The organism is Limnohabitans sp. (assembly GCF_017848645.1).
Classification (GTDB): Bacteria; Pseudomonadota; Gammaproteobacteria; order Burkholderiales; family Burkholderiaceae_C; genus Limnohabitans_A.
Map to the genome: position 1 here is coordinate 58,903 of NZ_JAFEIF010000041.1, position 14,860 is coordinate 73,762.

Consider the following 14,860-nt stretch of genomic DNA (forward strand, 5'->3'; position numbering starts at 1 on the left):
TTGTTCTGAATGAGTTTTGTCTCGCCCGAGTTCGCGCTCCTGTGTTTGTTGTTTTTGCCAATTTACTGGTCTTTGGCCGAACACCCGCGTGCGCAGCGCGGCTTGCTCATCGCCTCAGCTTACGGCTTGTACGCCACCTGGGTGCCCATTTTTGCTTTGGTTTTGGGGGCTTACAGCACCGTTGTCTGGGGTCTGGGGCGCTGGATTGAGCGGGCTGGGCCAGGGCGGTTGCCCTTGGTGCTGGGCCTGTGGCTGGCCGGGTCTTTTCTTTTTTTCGTCAAATACTATGAGTTTGTGCGTGAGACCTTTCAGGCTCTCCTGCAGCACACAGGCTTTGTCTCCTTGTTGCCCGTGCTCGATGGGGTGACACCTGTGGGGGTGTCGTTTTTCACCTTTCAGGCGGTGAGTTACCTGGTCATGGTGGGGCGCGCACCGGCTTTGGCCCGTTCCTGGCCGGATGTGCTGTTGTTCCTGAGTTTTTGGCCGACCTTGTTTGCCGGGCCGATCTGGCGGGCTGAGCAATTTTTTGCCCAGATCGATGAGCAAAACCCGGCCCGCCGCGTGGGCCGCCCTCGCCAAGCTTGGCTGGCCCTGTATCTGATCGCCTTGGGTCTGGTGCAAAAGGTGGTGTTGGCGTCCTGGTTGTCCGCGCAGGTGGTGGACCCGGTTTACAAGTTTCCCGACCACTACGCCAGTGTGTCGCTGGCGGCTGCCATGCTGGGCTACAGCTTGCAGATTTTTCTGGATTTTGCGGGCTACACCCTGATCGTGACCGGGCTGGCTTTGTTGCTGGGTTACCGGTTGCCCGTCAATTTTCGGCAGCCCTATTTGGCGCGCAACCTGTCCGATTTCTGGACACGCTGGCATGTGTCTTTGTCCAGCTTCATCCGCGATTACATTTACATCCCCATGGGCGGCAACCGACTGGGCTGGGGTCGCACGCAGCTGAATGTGCTGTTGGGCATGCTGATCAGCGGTTTGTGGCACGGGGCCAACTGGACTTTTGTGGTCTGGGGTTTGCTGCACGGGCTGGGCGTGGTGGTGCAGAACACCGCCAAGCGCCTGGGTATGCCGGCTTGGCCGCGCTCGGTGGCGCAAATCCTGACCTTTGTTTTTGTCAGTGTGGCCTGGGTGTTTTTTCGCGCCGAGTCGGTGCCTCAGGCGCTGCACATGTTACAGGGCCTGTGGGATAGCCCGGCTGGTTTTTGGCTGCCCGAGCAATTGCCGTGGTGGGGTTTGTTGGGCGTGGCTGCGCTGGTGTGGGGCCTGAGTCCTCGGGCCTTGTGGTGGCAGCGTCAGAGCGTGGCTGGGTTGGCGCGTTTGGGGCCCTGGCTGGGCGCCGTTTTGCTGGCCCTGCTGTTGTGTGTGGTGCTGTATGGGGCCCCCGAGGGGGTGCCTGCTTTCATTTATTTCCGGTTTTGATATGCGCCGTCATTTGTCTGCACGTCAACTCAGTTGGCTTTTGCCCAGCGTGGCCTTGGTGGTCTGCCTGAGTTGGCTGACTTCCCTGGAGAAGTACCTGGGCGTTCGCTACCACGTCAGCCTGGAGGCGGCTTTGCCGCCTGCCGTGGCCGATGCTTTGTTTGCGCCTTCACGTTGGCTCGATGAGCGCGTTCGCTCTGGTGGTGCCAGGCCCTTGTTTCGTTTGAATTGGCCCTCTTCGGCGGGTATTCAAGAGGAGGCGCAGGCCTTGCCCAAGCGCACGCCTGAGCCACCGCAGCTGCAGGACTTGCCCAGTCCGTTGCCGCCGGGAGAATTTTTGCCCACCTTGGCGCAACAGAAGCTGGCCCTGGGTCCCCAGCGCATTTTGCTGGCGGGTGACTCGATGATGCAAGGCATTGCGCCCTTGTTCATGCGAGACATCAAGCGCCTGTACCCCGATTGGCAAGTGCAGGATTTGAGCCGTACAAGCACGGGTCTGACCATGCGGCGGTACTTTGATTGGCCCGCCCGCATGGCCGATGAAATGGATGCCCAAAGCCTGACCCTGTTGGTGGTCTTTCTGGGCCCCAATGACCCTTGGGACTTGCTGGTCGATGGTCGTCGCCATTTGTTTCCATCACCTGGCTGGGCCTTGAACTACGCTTTGCGTGTGGACGAGGTGTTGGCCGCTGCCGAGCAGCGCCAGGTGCGCGTGATCTGGGTGGGGCTGCCCGCCATGCAGGAAGGTCGGATCCGGGACGGCGCCGTCCTGCAAAATCACATCTTTCACGCCCGAGCCACCCAATGGGGAACAGATTACCTGGCCACAGAGCCCCTGATCGGCACCTTGTCAGCACCTTTTCAAAAATTCAAACTCAAAGAAGATGGACAGCGTGTGAATCTGCGCGCCCAAGACGGCATCCACCTCACGCCTTCGGGCCAGCGCCTGATCAGCCAAGCCCTGCTGACCCACATCGAGCAGGCGCGGCAGCCATGAAACCTTTCAAGCTTGCACAAGCGGCCGTCTGCCTGGTGTTGACCTGGAGTAGCACACTGGGGCAGGCCCAAAGCGGGTCAGCGCCCGTCACCCGCATGCAGGTGCAGACTCAGTCCGATGCCCCCGATTTGCAATGCGGTTTGCCACCCCCTAAGCCAAGGCCCCCCAGACCGGCCGATCCCGACCCGGTTGAATGGCCCACTCAGGCCGAGGTCGACCAGCAGGTGCAGACCTATTTGAAGGCCGCATCCCAGAGGCCGGAGCCTGTCCAGAATGAAGGGCCTGCCGCTGCGCCTTTGTGGCCTCGGGTGGGCGCTTCGGTGTTGCGCGTCGGCATTTGGAGCGACAGCCACCTGGCGGCCGGGTTTTTCACCCAGGAGCTGCAGCGTTTGTCGCGCCTTGCGCCCGATCAGGTGCGTGCGCGTTTCGTGCCGGCCAACTTGGGCCGTGCGGGCGTGCGCCTGCCTTTGCGCAAAACCTGTGTGAGCCCCGACTGGCATTACGAGCCCGCCCATGCCCAAAGTGACGGCGCGGCTTACCCGGGCCCCGGCTTGGTCAACATGCGCAGCCGCCAGGACGGTGCCTGGCTGGCGCTGGACCTGCGCAGCGCGTCCAGGCGCGCCGAGCATGCCCTTGTGCGCCTGCTTTACCAGCAGACCGAGCGGCCCATCTTGCTGGCGCTGCGGGTGGACGACGGTCCCGAACAGACCATCAGCTTGCAGGGCCCTCAGGGGCCAGCTGTGCTGGAGTTGGCTGGCCAGAGCGGCATCTCGACCCTGGCCTTGCGGGTGGTGCAAGGCCCCTTGCGGGTGCAGGGCCTGGAGTGGCCGGTGGCCCCATCTGTGCGTTTGCAAATGGATGTGTTTGGCTATCCCGGGGCCACGGTCGGGGGCTGGCGGCATGTGCGGCCGGAGTCGCTTGCGCCCTGGTGGCCCGAGCCGCCTTATGACCTGGTGGTGTTGGCTTTTGGCACCAACGAGGGCAATGTCCAGCCCTTCAGTGCCCAGGCTTACCGGCAGATGCTGCAGGCCTCGGTGTCTCAGTGGCGGGCGGCGTTTCCCCAAACGGCCTGCTTGCTGATCGCGCCGGGCGACAGGGGCGTGTTGTTGCGGCGTTCACAAAAGGGGAGCATGTCCGCGCCCCGTGGCGCAGAAGCAGCCGCCCCCGATGTGCTGCGTTTTACCCGCGTGCACGACGAGATTGGCCGCATTCAAAAGCAGGTGGCGCAGGCGAATGGCTGCCATGCCTGGAGCATGTTCGAGGCCATGGGCGGCGCAGGCAGTGCTTACCGATGGGCGCGGCACAACCCGCCTCTGATGGCGCGGGACCTGATCCACTTCACCGTGCCCGGCTATCAGCGTTTGGCGCAGTTGATGGCGCAAGATTTGGGCTGGGGCCCGGCCCTGTTTGACCCTTTGCCTTTGCCTTCGCCTGCGGCCAACCGTTGAGTTTTGGCAGGCGGTGCGCGCTCAGCCCGTACGCGCAAAAAACACCACGCTCATCACCAAGCCGGTGCCGATCACCAGCCAGCGCACCCAGCGCACGGGCAGGCGTTTGGCCAGGCGGGCACCGGTCCAGCCGCCCGCCGTGGCCAGCGCCATCATCCAAAGGGCCTGCGGCCAGACGATGGCTCCGGCCACCGCAAAGGCGGCCACCGACAGCAAAGACAGCACAAAGGAGTTGAGGTTTTTCAGGGCGTTGACGGTGTTGAGCCGGCTCTCACCCGTCAAGGTGTACAGCGCCATCAGCAAAATGCCCAAGCCGCCGTTGAAGTAGCCGCCATAAATGGCCACACCCATCAGGCCCGGCAGTCGCCAAGTGGGGTGGCCTTGCCCCGAATTGCGCCGGGCGAGCCAGGGGCCGGCCGCAAAGAGCGCCGTGGCCAGCAGCAGCAACCAGGGCACGAGGCCTGAGAACACCCGCGCCGGGGTGATTAGCAGCAGGCCTGCGCCGATCAAGCCGCCTGTTGCGGCAATCGCCACTTCGCGCTGCAGCAGGGCGCGGGGCAGGGTTTGCAGCTCCGAGCGAAACCCCAGCACACTGCCCAGGTAACCCGGGCTGACGGCCATGGCGCTGGTGGCATTGGCCGCCAAGGGCGGCACACCGGCAAAAACCAGGGCGGGAAAGGTGAGAAAACTACCGCCTCCGGCGATCGCATTGAGCACGCCCGCGGCGAAAGCGGCCGCGCCTGTGAGCAGCCACAGGGCTTCGGTGGGCAGATCGGGACTCATGCTGACAGGGGGGGCAAATCGGCCACGGCCGGGTCGGTGTGGATCACCGCCAACGGGAAGCGTTGCCCGGCCAGGTGGTCTTCAATGCAGCGCAAAACCAGGGGGCTGCGGTGGCGCTCGGCGCTGGCGCGCACTTCTTCGGGGGTCATCCAGAGGGTGCGCACGATGCCCTCGTCCAGGCTCAGATGGGGCTGCAGCTCGCCGATGTCGCCGCAAAAAGCCATGCGCACATAGGTGATGTCTTCGCCGGTTGCCGGGCGCTGAAAGCGTGAGAGGTAAATGCCCACCAAGGCAGTGGGCGTGAAGGGCTGGGCGGTTTCTTCCAGCGCTTCGCGGGCGCAGGCTTGTGCGGGCGATTCGCCCGGGTCCAGGTGACCTGCCGGGTTGTTCAGGCGCAAACCTTCTTGGGTGTGCTCTTCGATCAACAGGTAGCGGCCATCACGCTCGATGATGGCGGCCACGGTGACATTGGGTTTCCAGCGTGTGTCCATGACAGGATTATCGGTGTCCCGACGGGCCAAAGCGCTTTGCCGCTGCATGGAGGCACCAAAAAGGTGCCTTCGGGTTCAGTTGGGCCAAAACATCAGCATCGACTGATATTTAGACTCTGCTGTCCCGCACAAGTTCGCAAAGGACTTGCTTTGGACTTGAATAGATTGACTTCGGTTAAGCTTTCGAATTGGCCGTATTTTTTTTGTGGATTGAGTGAGGAGACATTCATGCAAACAGGCGACAACGCCCCCAAGCCCCAGCGCATTGGCGTACCCCGGGAAATTTTCCCTGGTGAAAAACGGGTGGCCACGGTCCCCGATGCGGTGACCAAGCTGGTCAAACTCGGCTTTGCCGTGGTGGTGGAGCAGGGCGCGGGCGAGCTCGCCGACCTGTCGGATGCTGCCTATGTCGAAGCCGGTGCCACGATTGCGCCGAATGCGGCGGCATTGTGGAGCGGCAGCGACATTGTCTTTAAAGTGCGTGCCCCCACACCCGACGAAGTGGCGCTGATGCACGAAGGCCAGACCTTGATTGGCTTTTTGTGGCCCGCCCAAAACCCCGATTTGATGCAGCAGCTGGCGGCCAAAAAAGTCACGGCGCTGTCGATTGACGCACTGCCTCGCACGCTCAGCCGCGCCCAGAAGATGGACGCGCTGACCTCGATGGCGGGTGTGAGCGGTTACCGCGCTGTGGTCGAGTCGGCCAATGCGTTTGGTCGCTTCTTCAACGGCCAGATCACGGCCGCGGGCAAAGTCCCTCCTGCCAAAGTGTTCATTGCTGGCGCCGGTGTGGCAGGTCTCGCCGCCATTGGCGCGGCCGCCAGCCTGGGCGCCATCGTGCGCGCCAACGACACCCGCGCTGAAGTGGCCGACCAGGTCGTGTCGCTCGGCGGTGAATTCGTCAAAGTGGATTACGAAGAAGAAGGCTCGGGCGGCGGCGGTTACGCCAAGGTCATGAGCGAAGGCTTCCAGGCCGCGCAGCGCGAGATGTACGCCAAGCAGGCCAAAGAGTGCGACATCATCATCACCACTGCGCTGATCCCCGGCAAACCCGCGCCCAAGCTGATCACCGCCGAGATGGTGCAAAGCATGAAGCCCGGCAGCGTGATCGTGGACATGGCCGCCGAGCAAGGCGGCAACTGCGAACTGACCGAGCCCGGCAAAGCCGTCGTCAAGCACGGTGTGACGATTGTGGGCTATACCGACCTGGCTTCGCGCATGGCGCGTCAGTCGTCCACACTGTACGGCACCAACTTGTTCCGCTTGACCGAAGAGCTGTGCAAGACCAAGGACGGCGTGATCAACGTCAACATGGAAGATGACGCGATCCGGGGCCTGACGGTCATCAAAAACGGTGAAATCACCTGGCCTGCCCCACCTCTGGTGGCCGCCCCCAAGCCCGCGCCCAAGCCCGCTGCCGCGCCTGCCGCCAAAAAAGGCCACGGCCACGGCGAGCCGTCGGGCCCCATGCCGGTGGGCCAGTTGCTGATCGTTTCGGCCGTCGCCGCTGTGCTGCTGGTGCTGGTGGGCGCGTATGCGCCAGCGGCCTTCCTGTCGCACTTCACGGTGTTTGTGTTGGCCTGCTTTGTGGGCTACATGGTGGTCTGGAACGTCAAGCCCGCTTTGCACACACCGCTCATGAGCGTGACCAACGCGATCAGCTCCATCATCGCCATCGGCGCGCTGGTGCAGATCTCGCCTCTGGCTGCGGCCGGGCGTCCCAACACGCTGATCGGCATCCTGGCCGCTTTGGCGCTGGTGCTGACAGCCATCAACATGTTTGGCGGCTTTGCCGTCACCCAGCGCATGCTGGCCATGTTTCGCAAATAAGAAGAAGGAGACCCTGAATGTCTGCAAGTCTGGCCACGGTCGCCTACATCGGCGCAACCATCCTATTCATCCTCAGCCTGGGTGGTTTGTCCAACCAGGAAACCGCACGGCGCGGCAACCTCTACGGCATGATCGGCATGAGCTTGGCCGTGCTGGCCACCATCTTTGGCCCGCAAGTCACTGCCGAAGGCATTCCCATGATCGTGGGCTCCGTGCTGGTGGGCGCGCTCATTGGTCTGTACGCTGCGCGCAAAGTGCAGATGACGCAAATGCCCGAACTCGTGGCGCTCATGCACAGCATGGTTGGCATGGCCGCAGCGCTGGTGGGTTACGCCACTTATGTGGATCCAGAAGCCTCCAAGAATTTGGAAGGTGCGGCGCACGCCATCCACGCGGGTGAAATTTACATCGGCATCTTCATCGGCGCGGTGACTTTCTCGGGTTCGGTCGCGGCATTTGGCAAGTTGTCCGGCCGCATCGGCGGCAGTCCTTTGTTGCTGCCCGCTCGCCACTGGCTGAACCTGGTGGGTTTGATCGCGGTGATTTACTTCGGTCGTGAGTTCATGAACGCCCAGACGGTGGAAGAGGGCATGCTGCCCTTGTTCATCATGACCGCCATCGCCTTGCTGTTCGGTATCCACATGGTCATGGCCATTGGTGGCGCCGACATGCCAGTGGTGGTGTCCATGCTCAACAGCTACTCCGGCTGGGCCGCAGCGGCCACCGGCTTCATGCTCTCCAATGACTTGCTGATCGTGATCGGCGCATTGGTGGGCTCGAGCGGCGCGATTTTGTCTTACATCATGTGCAATGCCATGAACCGCAGCTTCATCAGCGTGATCGCCGGTGGCTTTGGCACCACGGCCGCAGCGCCCAAGCCCACGGGCGAAGCGGCCGAGCCGCAAGGTGAAGTCAGCCCCATCTTGGCCGCCGAGACCGCCGAAATGTTGCGCGACGCCAAGAACGTGATCATCGTGCCGGGCTACGGCATGGCCGTGGCGCAAGCCCAGCACACGGTGTTTGAAATCACCAAGACACTGCGAGACAAAGGTGTGAACGTGCGCTTTGGCATCCACCCCGTAGCGGGCCGCATGCCGGGCCACATGAACGTCTTGCTGGCCGAGGCCAAAGTGCCTTACGACATCGTGTTCGAGATGGACGAACTCAACGACGATTTCCCGGACACCGATGTGGCCATCGTCATTGGTGCCAACGACATCGTGAACCCGGCCGCGCAAGACGACCCGACCAGCCCGATTGCCGGCATGCCGGTGCTCGAAGTCTGGAAGGCCCGCACCAGCATTGTGATGAAGCGCTCCATGGCCAGCGGCTACGCAGGGGTGGACAACCCGCTGTTTTACAAAGAGAACAACCGCATGTTGTTTGGCGATGCGAAAAAGATGCTCGATGAGGTGTTGATGGCTTTGAAGGCTTAAGAACTCAACTCATTTTTGGACACAAGGGGCGAGCCTTTTTCGCCCCTTTTTTTTCGCGTAAACCCGAGGTTTTTAGCGTCAGTCAGGTGTCAGATTTACGGTAGACTGATTCGCAGGAGAACCCCACATGAACGTGAATCCCATTTGGCTCAAGAGTTACCCCGAAGGCGTCCCGGCCGACATCAATCCCGCCGCATACAGCTCTTTGGTGGGTTTGCTGGAAGACAGTTTTTCCAAGTATTCAGAACGCGCTGCCTACAGCTTCATGGGCAAGGAATTCAGCTTTGCCCAAACCGACCAGGACAGTTTGGCCATGGCGGCATACCTCCAATCATTGGGTTTGAGCAAGGGTGACCGCGTGGCCATCATGATGCCCAATGTGCCGCAGTACCCGGTGGCGGTGGCCGCTGTGTTGCGTGCGGGTTTGGTGGTGGTCAACGTCAACCCGCTGTACACCGCCCGTGAACTGGAGCACCAGCTCAAGGATTCGGGCGCCAAGGCCATCGTGATCATCGAGAACTTTGCGGCCACGCTGGAAAAGTGCATCGCGCAAACCCCGGTGCAGCATGTGGTGTTGGCCGCCATGGGCGACCGCTTGGGCCTGCTCAAGGGCAACTTGGTTAACTACGTGGTGCGCAACGTCAAGAAGATGGTGCCCGCCTTCCATTTGCCCAAGGCCATCCGTTACAACGATGCCCTCTCCAATGGGCGTCAGCAAGCTTTTCGCAAGCCCGAGCTGTCGGCCGATGACATCGCGGTGCTGCAGTACACGGGCGGCACCACCGGCGTGTCCAAGGGCGCGGTGCTCCTGCACCGCAACGTGATTGCCAACGTGCTTCAGTCCGAGGCCTGGAACGAGCCCGTCATGAAGCGCATTCCGGCTGGCGAGCAGCCCACCAATGTGTGCGCATTGCCGCTGTACCACATCTTCGCCTTCACGGTGAACATGATGCTGGGCCTGCGCATGGGGGGCAAGACCATCCTGATCCCCAATCCGCGTGACTTGCCTGCGGTGCTCAAGGAGTTGTCCAAGCACACATTCCACAGCTTCCCTGCGGTGAACACCTTGTTCAACGGGCTGGCCAATCACCCGGATTTCGGCACCGTCAACTGGTCGAATTTGAAAGTGTCTTTGGGCGGCGGCACGGCCGTGACCCCCAACGTGGCCAAGCTCTGGCTGGAGAAAACAGGCTGCCCGATTTGCGAAGGTTATGGCTTGTCCGAAACCAGCCCGTCGGCCAGTTGCAACCCAACCACCAGCACCGAGTTCACCGGCACGATTGGCGTGCCGCTTCCTGGCACCTGGATGAAACTGCTGGACGACGATGGCCAAGAGGTGACCACCCCCGGTACACCTGGCGAGATTGCCATCAAAGGCCCGCAAGTGATGGCCGGTTACTGGCAGCGTCCGGACGAAACCGCCAAGGTCATGACCGCCGACGGCTACTTCAAGTCGGGCGATGTCGGCATCGTGGATGCGCGAGGCTATTTCAAGATCGTGGACCGCAAGAAGGACATGATCCTGGTCAGCGGTTTCAACGTCTACCCCAACGAGGTCGAAGAAGTCGCCTCGGCTTGCCCGGGTGTTTTGGAGTGCGCCGCCATTGGGGTGCCCGACGAGAAAACCGGCGAGACCGTCAAACTGGTGGTGGTGCGCAAAGATCCGGCACTGACCGAGGCGCAGATCATCGCCTACTGCCGCGAGAACATGACCGCGTACAAGCAGCCCCGCGTGATCGAGTTCCGCGACGAATTGCCCAAGACGCCGGTGGGTAAAATTTTGCGACGTGAATTGCGCGCCAAGGCCTGATCGCAAAGCTGCGGGGCTGAAGCCCCGAACGCGGGCCTGCGGCCACCTGTTCCAAGGTGGCCGTTTTCTTTTTTGCAGCACATCAGAGGGGTGATCCATGGCAGTGATCGGCATCATGAGTGCCATGCACGAAGAACTGGCCGCCGTGTTGGCGGCGATGCCTGACGAGCAGCGCGTGCAGGTGGCAGGACGCGACTTTTGGGTGGGCCACTGGCAAGGCCACTCGGTGGTGGCGGTGCTCTCGCGCATTGGCAAAGTGGCTGCGGCCACCACGGCCACGGTGCTGCTGGAGCGCTTTGGAGTCAACAACTTGGTTTTCACGGGTGTGGCGGGCGGTCTGGGCTCTGGGGTGCGGGTGGGCGATGTGGTGGTGGCCGATGGCTTTGTGCAGCACGACCTGGATGTCTCGCCGCTGTTCCCCCGCTACGAAGTGCCCTTGTATGGGCTGGCCCGGTTTGACGCTCACCCTGCGCTTTTGGCGCAGCTCAGGGCGGCCAGTGGGCAGGTGCTGGCCGATGCCGCGCTGCACCTGGGCGCCGGCACCTTGGCCGAGTTTCAATTGAGTGCACCCCGGGTGCACCAGGGCCTGGTCATCAGTGGCGACCGTTTTGTCTCCACCTCTGCCGAAAGCCATGCGCTGCGCCAAGCGCTGCCCGAGGCCTTGGCGGTGGAGATGGAGGGTGCGGCGGTGGCGCAGGTCTGCCACGACTATGGCGTGCCCTTTGCGGCGGTGCGCACCATCTCGGACCGGGCAGATGACACGGCGCACACCGACTTTCGGCGCTTCATCCGCGAGGTGGCCAGCCGTTACAGCCTGGCGATTCTGTCGCAGTGGCTGAGCCAGCGCGCGCCGGACTGAAGCTGTGCCTTATTTGAGCCAGCCCCGGCGGCGGAAGTACCACATGGGCACCACGGCGCTGGCGGCCATCAGCGCCAGGGCGTACGGATAGCCCCATTTTTGCGACAGCTCGGGCATGTACTGAAAGTTCATGCCGTACAGGCTGGCGATCAAGGTGGGCGGCAGCAAGGCCACGCTGGCCACCGAGAAGATCTTGATGATCTTGTTCTGGTTGATGTTGATGAAACCCACGGTGGCGTCCATCAGGAAGTTGATCTTGTCGAACAAAAAAGCCGTGTGGGAGTCGAGCGAGTCAATATCACGCAAGATCTGGCGGGCTTCTTCGAATTGTTCGGCGTTGAGCATCTTGGAGCGCATCATGAAGCTCACGGCGCGGCGCGTGTCCATCACGTTGCGGCGAATGCGGCCGTTCAGGTCTTCCTGGCGGGCAATCGCGCCCAGCACCTCACCGGCCAGGGCGTCGGTCACATCACCCGACAACACTTTTTTGCCCGCCGTTTCCAGTTGGTCGTAAATGCCTTCGAGTGTGTCCGCCGAGTATTCGGCGTCAGCGTCAAAGAGCTTGAGCAGCACATCTTTGGCGTCTTCGATCAGGCCCGGGGCTCGGCGCGCGCGCATGCGCAGCAAGCGAAACACGGGCACGTCTTCGTCGTGGATGGAAAACAGCACGCCCTGGCTTTTCAGCTCGGCGTTGTGCTGGTTCAGGATGAAGGCGCAGCGCACCGTGCGCGGCTCGTCTTCGTCGGCGATCAAAAAGTCAGAGCGGATGTGCAGTTCGCCGTTGTCTTCTTCGTAAAAACGGGCCGATTCCTCGATGTCCTCGTCCATCGCGTCTTCCGGGATGGACAGGCCGAAGTACTGCTTGATCCAGCGTTTTTCTTCGAGCGTGGGCGACTCCAGGTCAACCCAGATAGGCTGAAAGCGGGAAAGTTCTTCCAGTGACTCGATCTCTTCCTGGAAGAGGCGGCCATTGGCGAGTGTGAAGATGTTGAGCATGGCGAATCCGAAAAATGGCCAGGTGCCAAAAGTTCAAAGGGGCGGCGAAGGGGTTTTCTGCAGCTTTCGAACGATGGGCAGGGTGCTCAGCGCGTTCGAAAGCTACCGACTCGGGGTAGTTTCCACGGCAATGTGTCTCCAGAATGAATCGGCGGATTATCGCACCGGATGTGCCTGTGCGGGGGCCAGAAAAGACAGGATTTCGTCGGCGCGGGCCTGCACATCTGCTTGACCCAAAGCCATCAGCGCCGCGATGAAATCCGGCTCGAACAGCAAGTAACTGGCGAGGGCCGCGCCACTGCCGCGCAGGGCGCCCAAGCCTTCCAGCACCCGAAGGATGGGCCGGGGCAGGGTGTGGGCGTGCTCTTGCGCCAAGGCGTCGAGCGAGGCACTGGGCTGCAGGGTCAGCACCCGAACCGGGCGCAAGGGCAGGTCCGCGCGCACCGCCTCGGGCAGGCTGTCCAGGGCCTGGTTGATGCGGGTGATCTGCTCGACATCGGCCTCCAGCGTGTCGTGGAACACGCTGGCCATGGCGTGGCCAGCGATCGTGCCCAGCGAGGGGCGTCCCGCAGCGCGGGTGGGTGCCGCCAGGCTGGCCCTCTGGGGTTGGCTCACCCCGATGGCCAAGATCCGGTCCGCTCCAAGGTGCACGGCCGAGGACAAGGGCGAGATCTGGCGCATCGAGCCGTCTCCGAAAAACTCCATGCCGCCGTCGACCCACAAAGGGGTGGACGGGAAAATGAAGGGGATGGCGCTCGACGCCATCAGGTGCTCGATGGTGATGGGCTGCTGCTCGGCGCGGCGGCCCGGGCGGCTCCAGGGGATCGGCTGGCCGTCGCGGGTTTGGCAAAACGTCCAATGAATGCCACTGGAATAACTCGATGCGGTGACGGCCAGCGCCTGCAGCACGCCGCTTTGCAGGGCGGTGTCGATCTTCTCGAGGGCAATCGCCTGGTGCAAGGTGTTGACCAAGGCCAAGCTGTCCATCGCGGCGGCATGGGCGCGGGCTGAGCGCAGCAAACCCACTGCAGTGGCCCAACGGCTGAACTTGTCCAGTGGGGTTTGGGGCAGGCGGTAAACCGCTTCGGTGCGGATGTGGGTCCAAAAATGCGCCAGATCGTTCAGCCCGGCCAGGCCCTCCATGGCCTTGCTGGCCAGAAAAGTGGCGTTCAAGGCCCCGGCCGAGGTGCCTGCCAGCACCTGAAAAGGAAAAGCTTGCGCGGGCCCCGCTGTGCGGCTCAGCAGTTGGCCAATCGCCTGCAGCGCGCCTGCTTGGTAGGCGGTGCGTGCGCCGCCGCCCATCAGAACCAGCCCCAGCACGGGGTGTGGATGCGGCGAACCGAGCGGTGCAAGGCGTGACATTGGCGGGGTGGGCGTCAAGGGGTCAATGGGCATGTGAGCGTGAACAAAGGCTGCAAAGGCCGTGGGTGGTAGATTCAAACAATTCAACGGCATTGTTCCATGACCCCACATTTGACCCCACGGCGCGAGCGCTGGCTGCTCCTTACGCTGGCCGGCATCCAGTTCACCCACATCCTCGATTTCATGATCATGATGCCGCTGGGGCCGCAGTTCACGGCCCTGTTCGGCATCAGCAACGCCCAGTTTGGGCTGTTGGTCTCGGCTTACACCTTGTCGGCGGGCTTTTCGGGTTTGATGGCGGCCACCTACATTGACCGTTTCAGTCGCAAGCAGCTGTTGCTCACCATGTACAGCCTGTTCGGGCTGGCCACCTTGGCTTGCGCCTTGGCGCCCGACTATGCGTGGTTGATGGTGGCGCGTGTGGCCGCAGGTTTGTTTGGCGGGGTCTTGTCGGCCCTGTCGCAGACCATCGTGGCCGATGTGATTCCTTTTGAGCGCCGGGGCCGCGCCATGAGTGTGGTGATGACCTCGTTTTCCGTGTCCACCGTGGCGGGCGTGCCGCTGGGCCTGTTTTTGGCAGCGCATTTCAACTGGCATGCGCCTTTTGTGGGCATCGCGGCGCTGGTGGGCCTGCTGGCGCTGGGGGCCTGGCAAACCTTGCCCCGGCTGGACGCGCACTTGCACCACCCCGAGCGGGTGAGTGTTTGGCGCGGGATCGGCCAGGTGCTGGCCGAGCCCAACCACCTCAAGGCGTTTGCCGTGTCGGGCCTGATGATGTTCGCAGCCTTCACGGTCATTCCTTACATCACCATTTACCTGCAGTCCAATGCGGGCATGCAAGCCTCTGAGGTGCCCTGGATCTACCTGTGTGGCGGTGTGGCCACCTTGCTCACTGCGCGCTATTTTGGCCGCCTGACGGACCGGGTGGGCAAGGTCCGGATGTTCCAACGCCTGGCTTTGGCGGTGACCGTGCCCTTGATGGCCACCACCCTCTCGCAAGGCCTGCCCTTATGGGGTTTGCTGGCGATATCGACGCTGTTTTTTACCGTCATGAGTGGGCGCATGATTCCCGGCATGGCAATGATTTCTTCGGCGGCCCTGCCCCGTTTGCGCGGCACCTTCATGACCCTGAACTCGGCCGTGCAGTCGGCCTCCATGGGCCTGGCCGCACTGGTGGCGGGGCTCATCATCGGGCGCGACGCGCAGGGGCAACTCACCTTGTATTGGGTGGCGGGCTTGTTGGGGGTGGTGGCCAGCTTGCTCAGCGTTTGGCTGGCCGGACATTTGCGCCTGCATGGGGCGCCTGCTCAAGTGGCGGGCTAGATGGGGCAGTTGCCAGGGCGCGTCCTGAGCGGCAAGACAGCAGGGTCATAACCCTGTTGCAAATCGGACGATAGCACCGAAATGGGGCTTTGGGGGCAAAAGC

At 62.4% G+C, this 14,860-nt stretch carries 12 protein-coding genes; 8 read left to right on the forward strand and 4 right to left on the reverse strand.

Translation table 11 applies throughout. The features are described from left to right. The first annotated feature begins 9 nt into the window (after positions 1 to 9). Genes QZ190_RS09120 through QZ190_RS09130 form a run of 3 tightly spaced genes read left to right on the forward strand, consistent with a single transcriptional unit; the run spans position 10 to position 3,867 of the window. Positions 10 to 1,422 carry an MBOAT family O-acyltransferase gene (locus QZ190_RS09120; protein WP_291915452.1) on the forward strand — a complete coding sequence of 471 codons (1,413 nt, stop codon included), beginning with the start codon at positions 10 to 12 and terminating at the stop codon, positions 1,420 to 1,422. A gap of 13 nt (positions 1,423 to 1,435) precedes the next feature. Continuing rightward, positions 1,436 to 2,419: a DUF459 domain-containing protein gene (locus tag QZ190_RS09125; protein WP_291915453.1), complete on the forward strand. Its 984-nt coding sequence runs from the start codon at positions 1,436 to 1,438 to the stop codon at positions 2,417 to 2,419. Then, positions 2,416 to 3,867, forward strand: a complete 1,452-nt coding sequence (locus tag QZ190_RS09130; RefSeq protein ID WP_291915454.1) for a GDSL-type esterase/lipase family protein — start codon at positions 2,416 to 2,418, stop codon at positions 3,865 to 3,867. The genes QZ190_RS09125 and QZ190_RS09130 overlap by 4 nt, the downstream gene beginning before the upstream one ends. Positions 3,868 to 3,888: 21 nt before the next feature. Here the strand turns inward: QZ190_RS09130 and QZ190_RS09135 are convergent, their stop codons facing one another. Then, the gene (locus QZ190_RS09135) at positions 3,889 to 4,650 is read right to left on the reverse strand and encodes a sulfite exporter TauE/SafE family protein (protein WP_291915455.1); all 762 of its coding nucleotides are present in this window, start codon (positions 4,648 to 4,650) and stop codon (positions 3,889 to 3,891) included. Beyond that, a complete protein-coding gene (locus QZ190_RS09140; RefSeq protein WP_291915456.1) occupies positions 4,647 to 5,141 on the reverse strand; it encodes an NUDIX hydrolase in 495 nt (164 codons plus the stop codon). Before QZ190_RS09140 ends, QZ190_RS09135 begins: the two co-directional genes overlap by 4 nt. A 228-nt stretch (positions 5,142 to 5,369) precedes the next feature. On the opposite strand from QZ190_RS09140, the gene QZ190_RS09145 reads away from it, so the two are divergent. From QZ190_RS09145 to QZ190_RS09160, 4 genes are all read left to right on the forward strand, one after another. After that, positions 5,370 to 6,971: a Re/Si-specific NAD(P)(+) transhydrogenase subunit alpha gene (locus QZ190_RS09145; protein WP_291915457.1), complete on the forward strand. Its 1,602-nt coding sequence runs from the start codon at positions 5,370 to 5,372 to the stop codon at positions 6,969 to 6,971. 17 nt (positions 6,972 to 6,988) lie between these two features. Continuing rightward, the gene (gene pntB, locus QZ190_RS09150; RefSeq protein WP_291915458.1) at positions 6,989 to 8,407 is read left to right on the forward strand and encodes a Re/Si-specific NAD(P)(+) transhydrogenase subunit beta; all 1,419 of its coding nucleotides are present in this window, start codon (positions 6,989 to 6,991) and stop codon (positions 8,405 to 8,407) included. Positions 8,408 to 8,534: 127 nt separating this feature from the next. Continuing rightward, positions 8,535 to 10,217 carry a long-chain-fatty-acid--CoA ligase gene (locus QZ190_RS09155; RefSeq protein WP_291915459.1) on the forward strand — a complete coding sequence of 561 codons (1,683 nt, stop codon included), beginning with the start codon at positions 8,535 to 8,537 and terminating at the stop codon, positions 10,215 to 10,217. Between the two features lie 97 nt (positions 10,218 to 10,314). Continuing rightward, on the forward strand, positions 10,315 to 11,076 hold the full coding sequence (locus tag QZ190_RS09160) for a 5'-methylthioadenosine/adenosylhomocysteine nucleosidase (RefSeq protein ID WP_291915460.1): 762 nt from the start codon (positions 10,315 to 10,317) through the stop codon (positions 11,074 to 11,076). A gap of 9 nt (positions 11,077 to 11,085) precedes the next feature. Here QZ190_RS09160 and corA read toward each other — a convergent pair whose 3' ends face one another. Beyond that, the gene (gene corA / locus QZ190_RS09165) at positions 11,086 to 12,072 is read right to left on the reverse strand and encodes a magnesium/cobalt transporter CorA (protein ID WP_291915461.1); all 987 of its coding nucleotides are present in this window, start codon (positions 12,070 to 12,072) and stop codon (positions 11,086 to 11,088) included. Positions 12,073 to 12,228: 156 nt separating this feature from the next. After that, on the reverse strand, positions 12,229 to 13,434 hold the full coding sequence (locus QZ190_RS09170) for a patatin-like phospholipase family protein (protein WP_291915462.1): 1,206 nt from the start codon (positions 13,432 to 13,434) through the stop codon (positions 12,229 to 12,231). Between the two features lie 99 nt (positions 13,435 to 13,533). Between QZ190_RS09170 and QZ190_RS09175 the strand changes: the two genes are divergently transcribed. Further along, a complete protein-coding gene (locus QZ190_RS09175) occupies positions 13,534 to 14,757 on the forward strand; it encodes an MFS transporter (protein WP_291915463.1) in 1,224 nt (407 codons plus the stop codon). Positions 14,758 to 14,860: the final 103 nt, after the last annotated feature.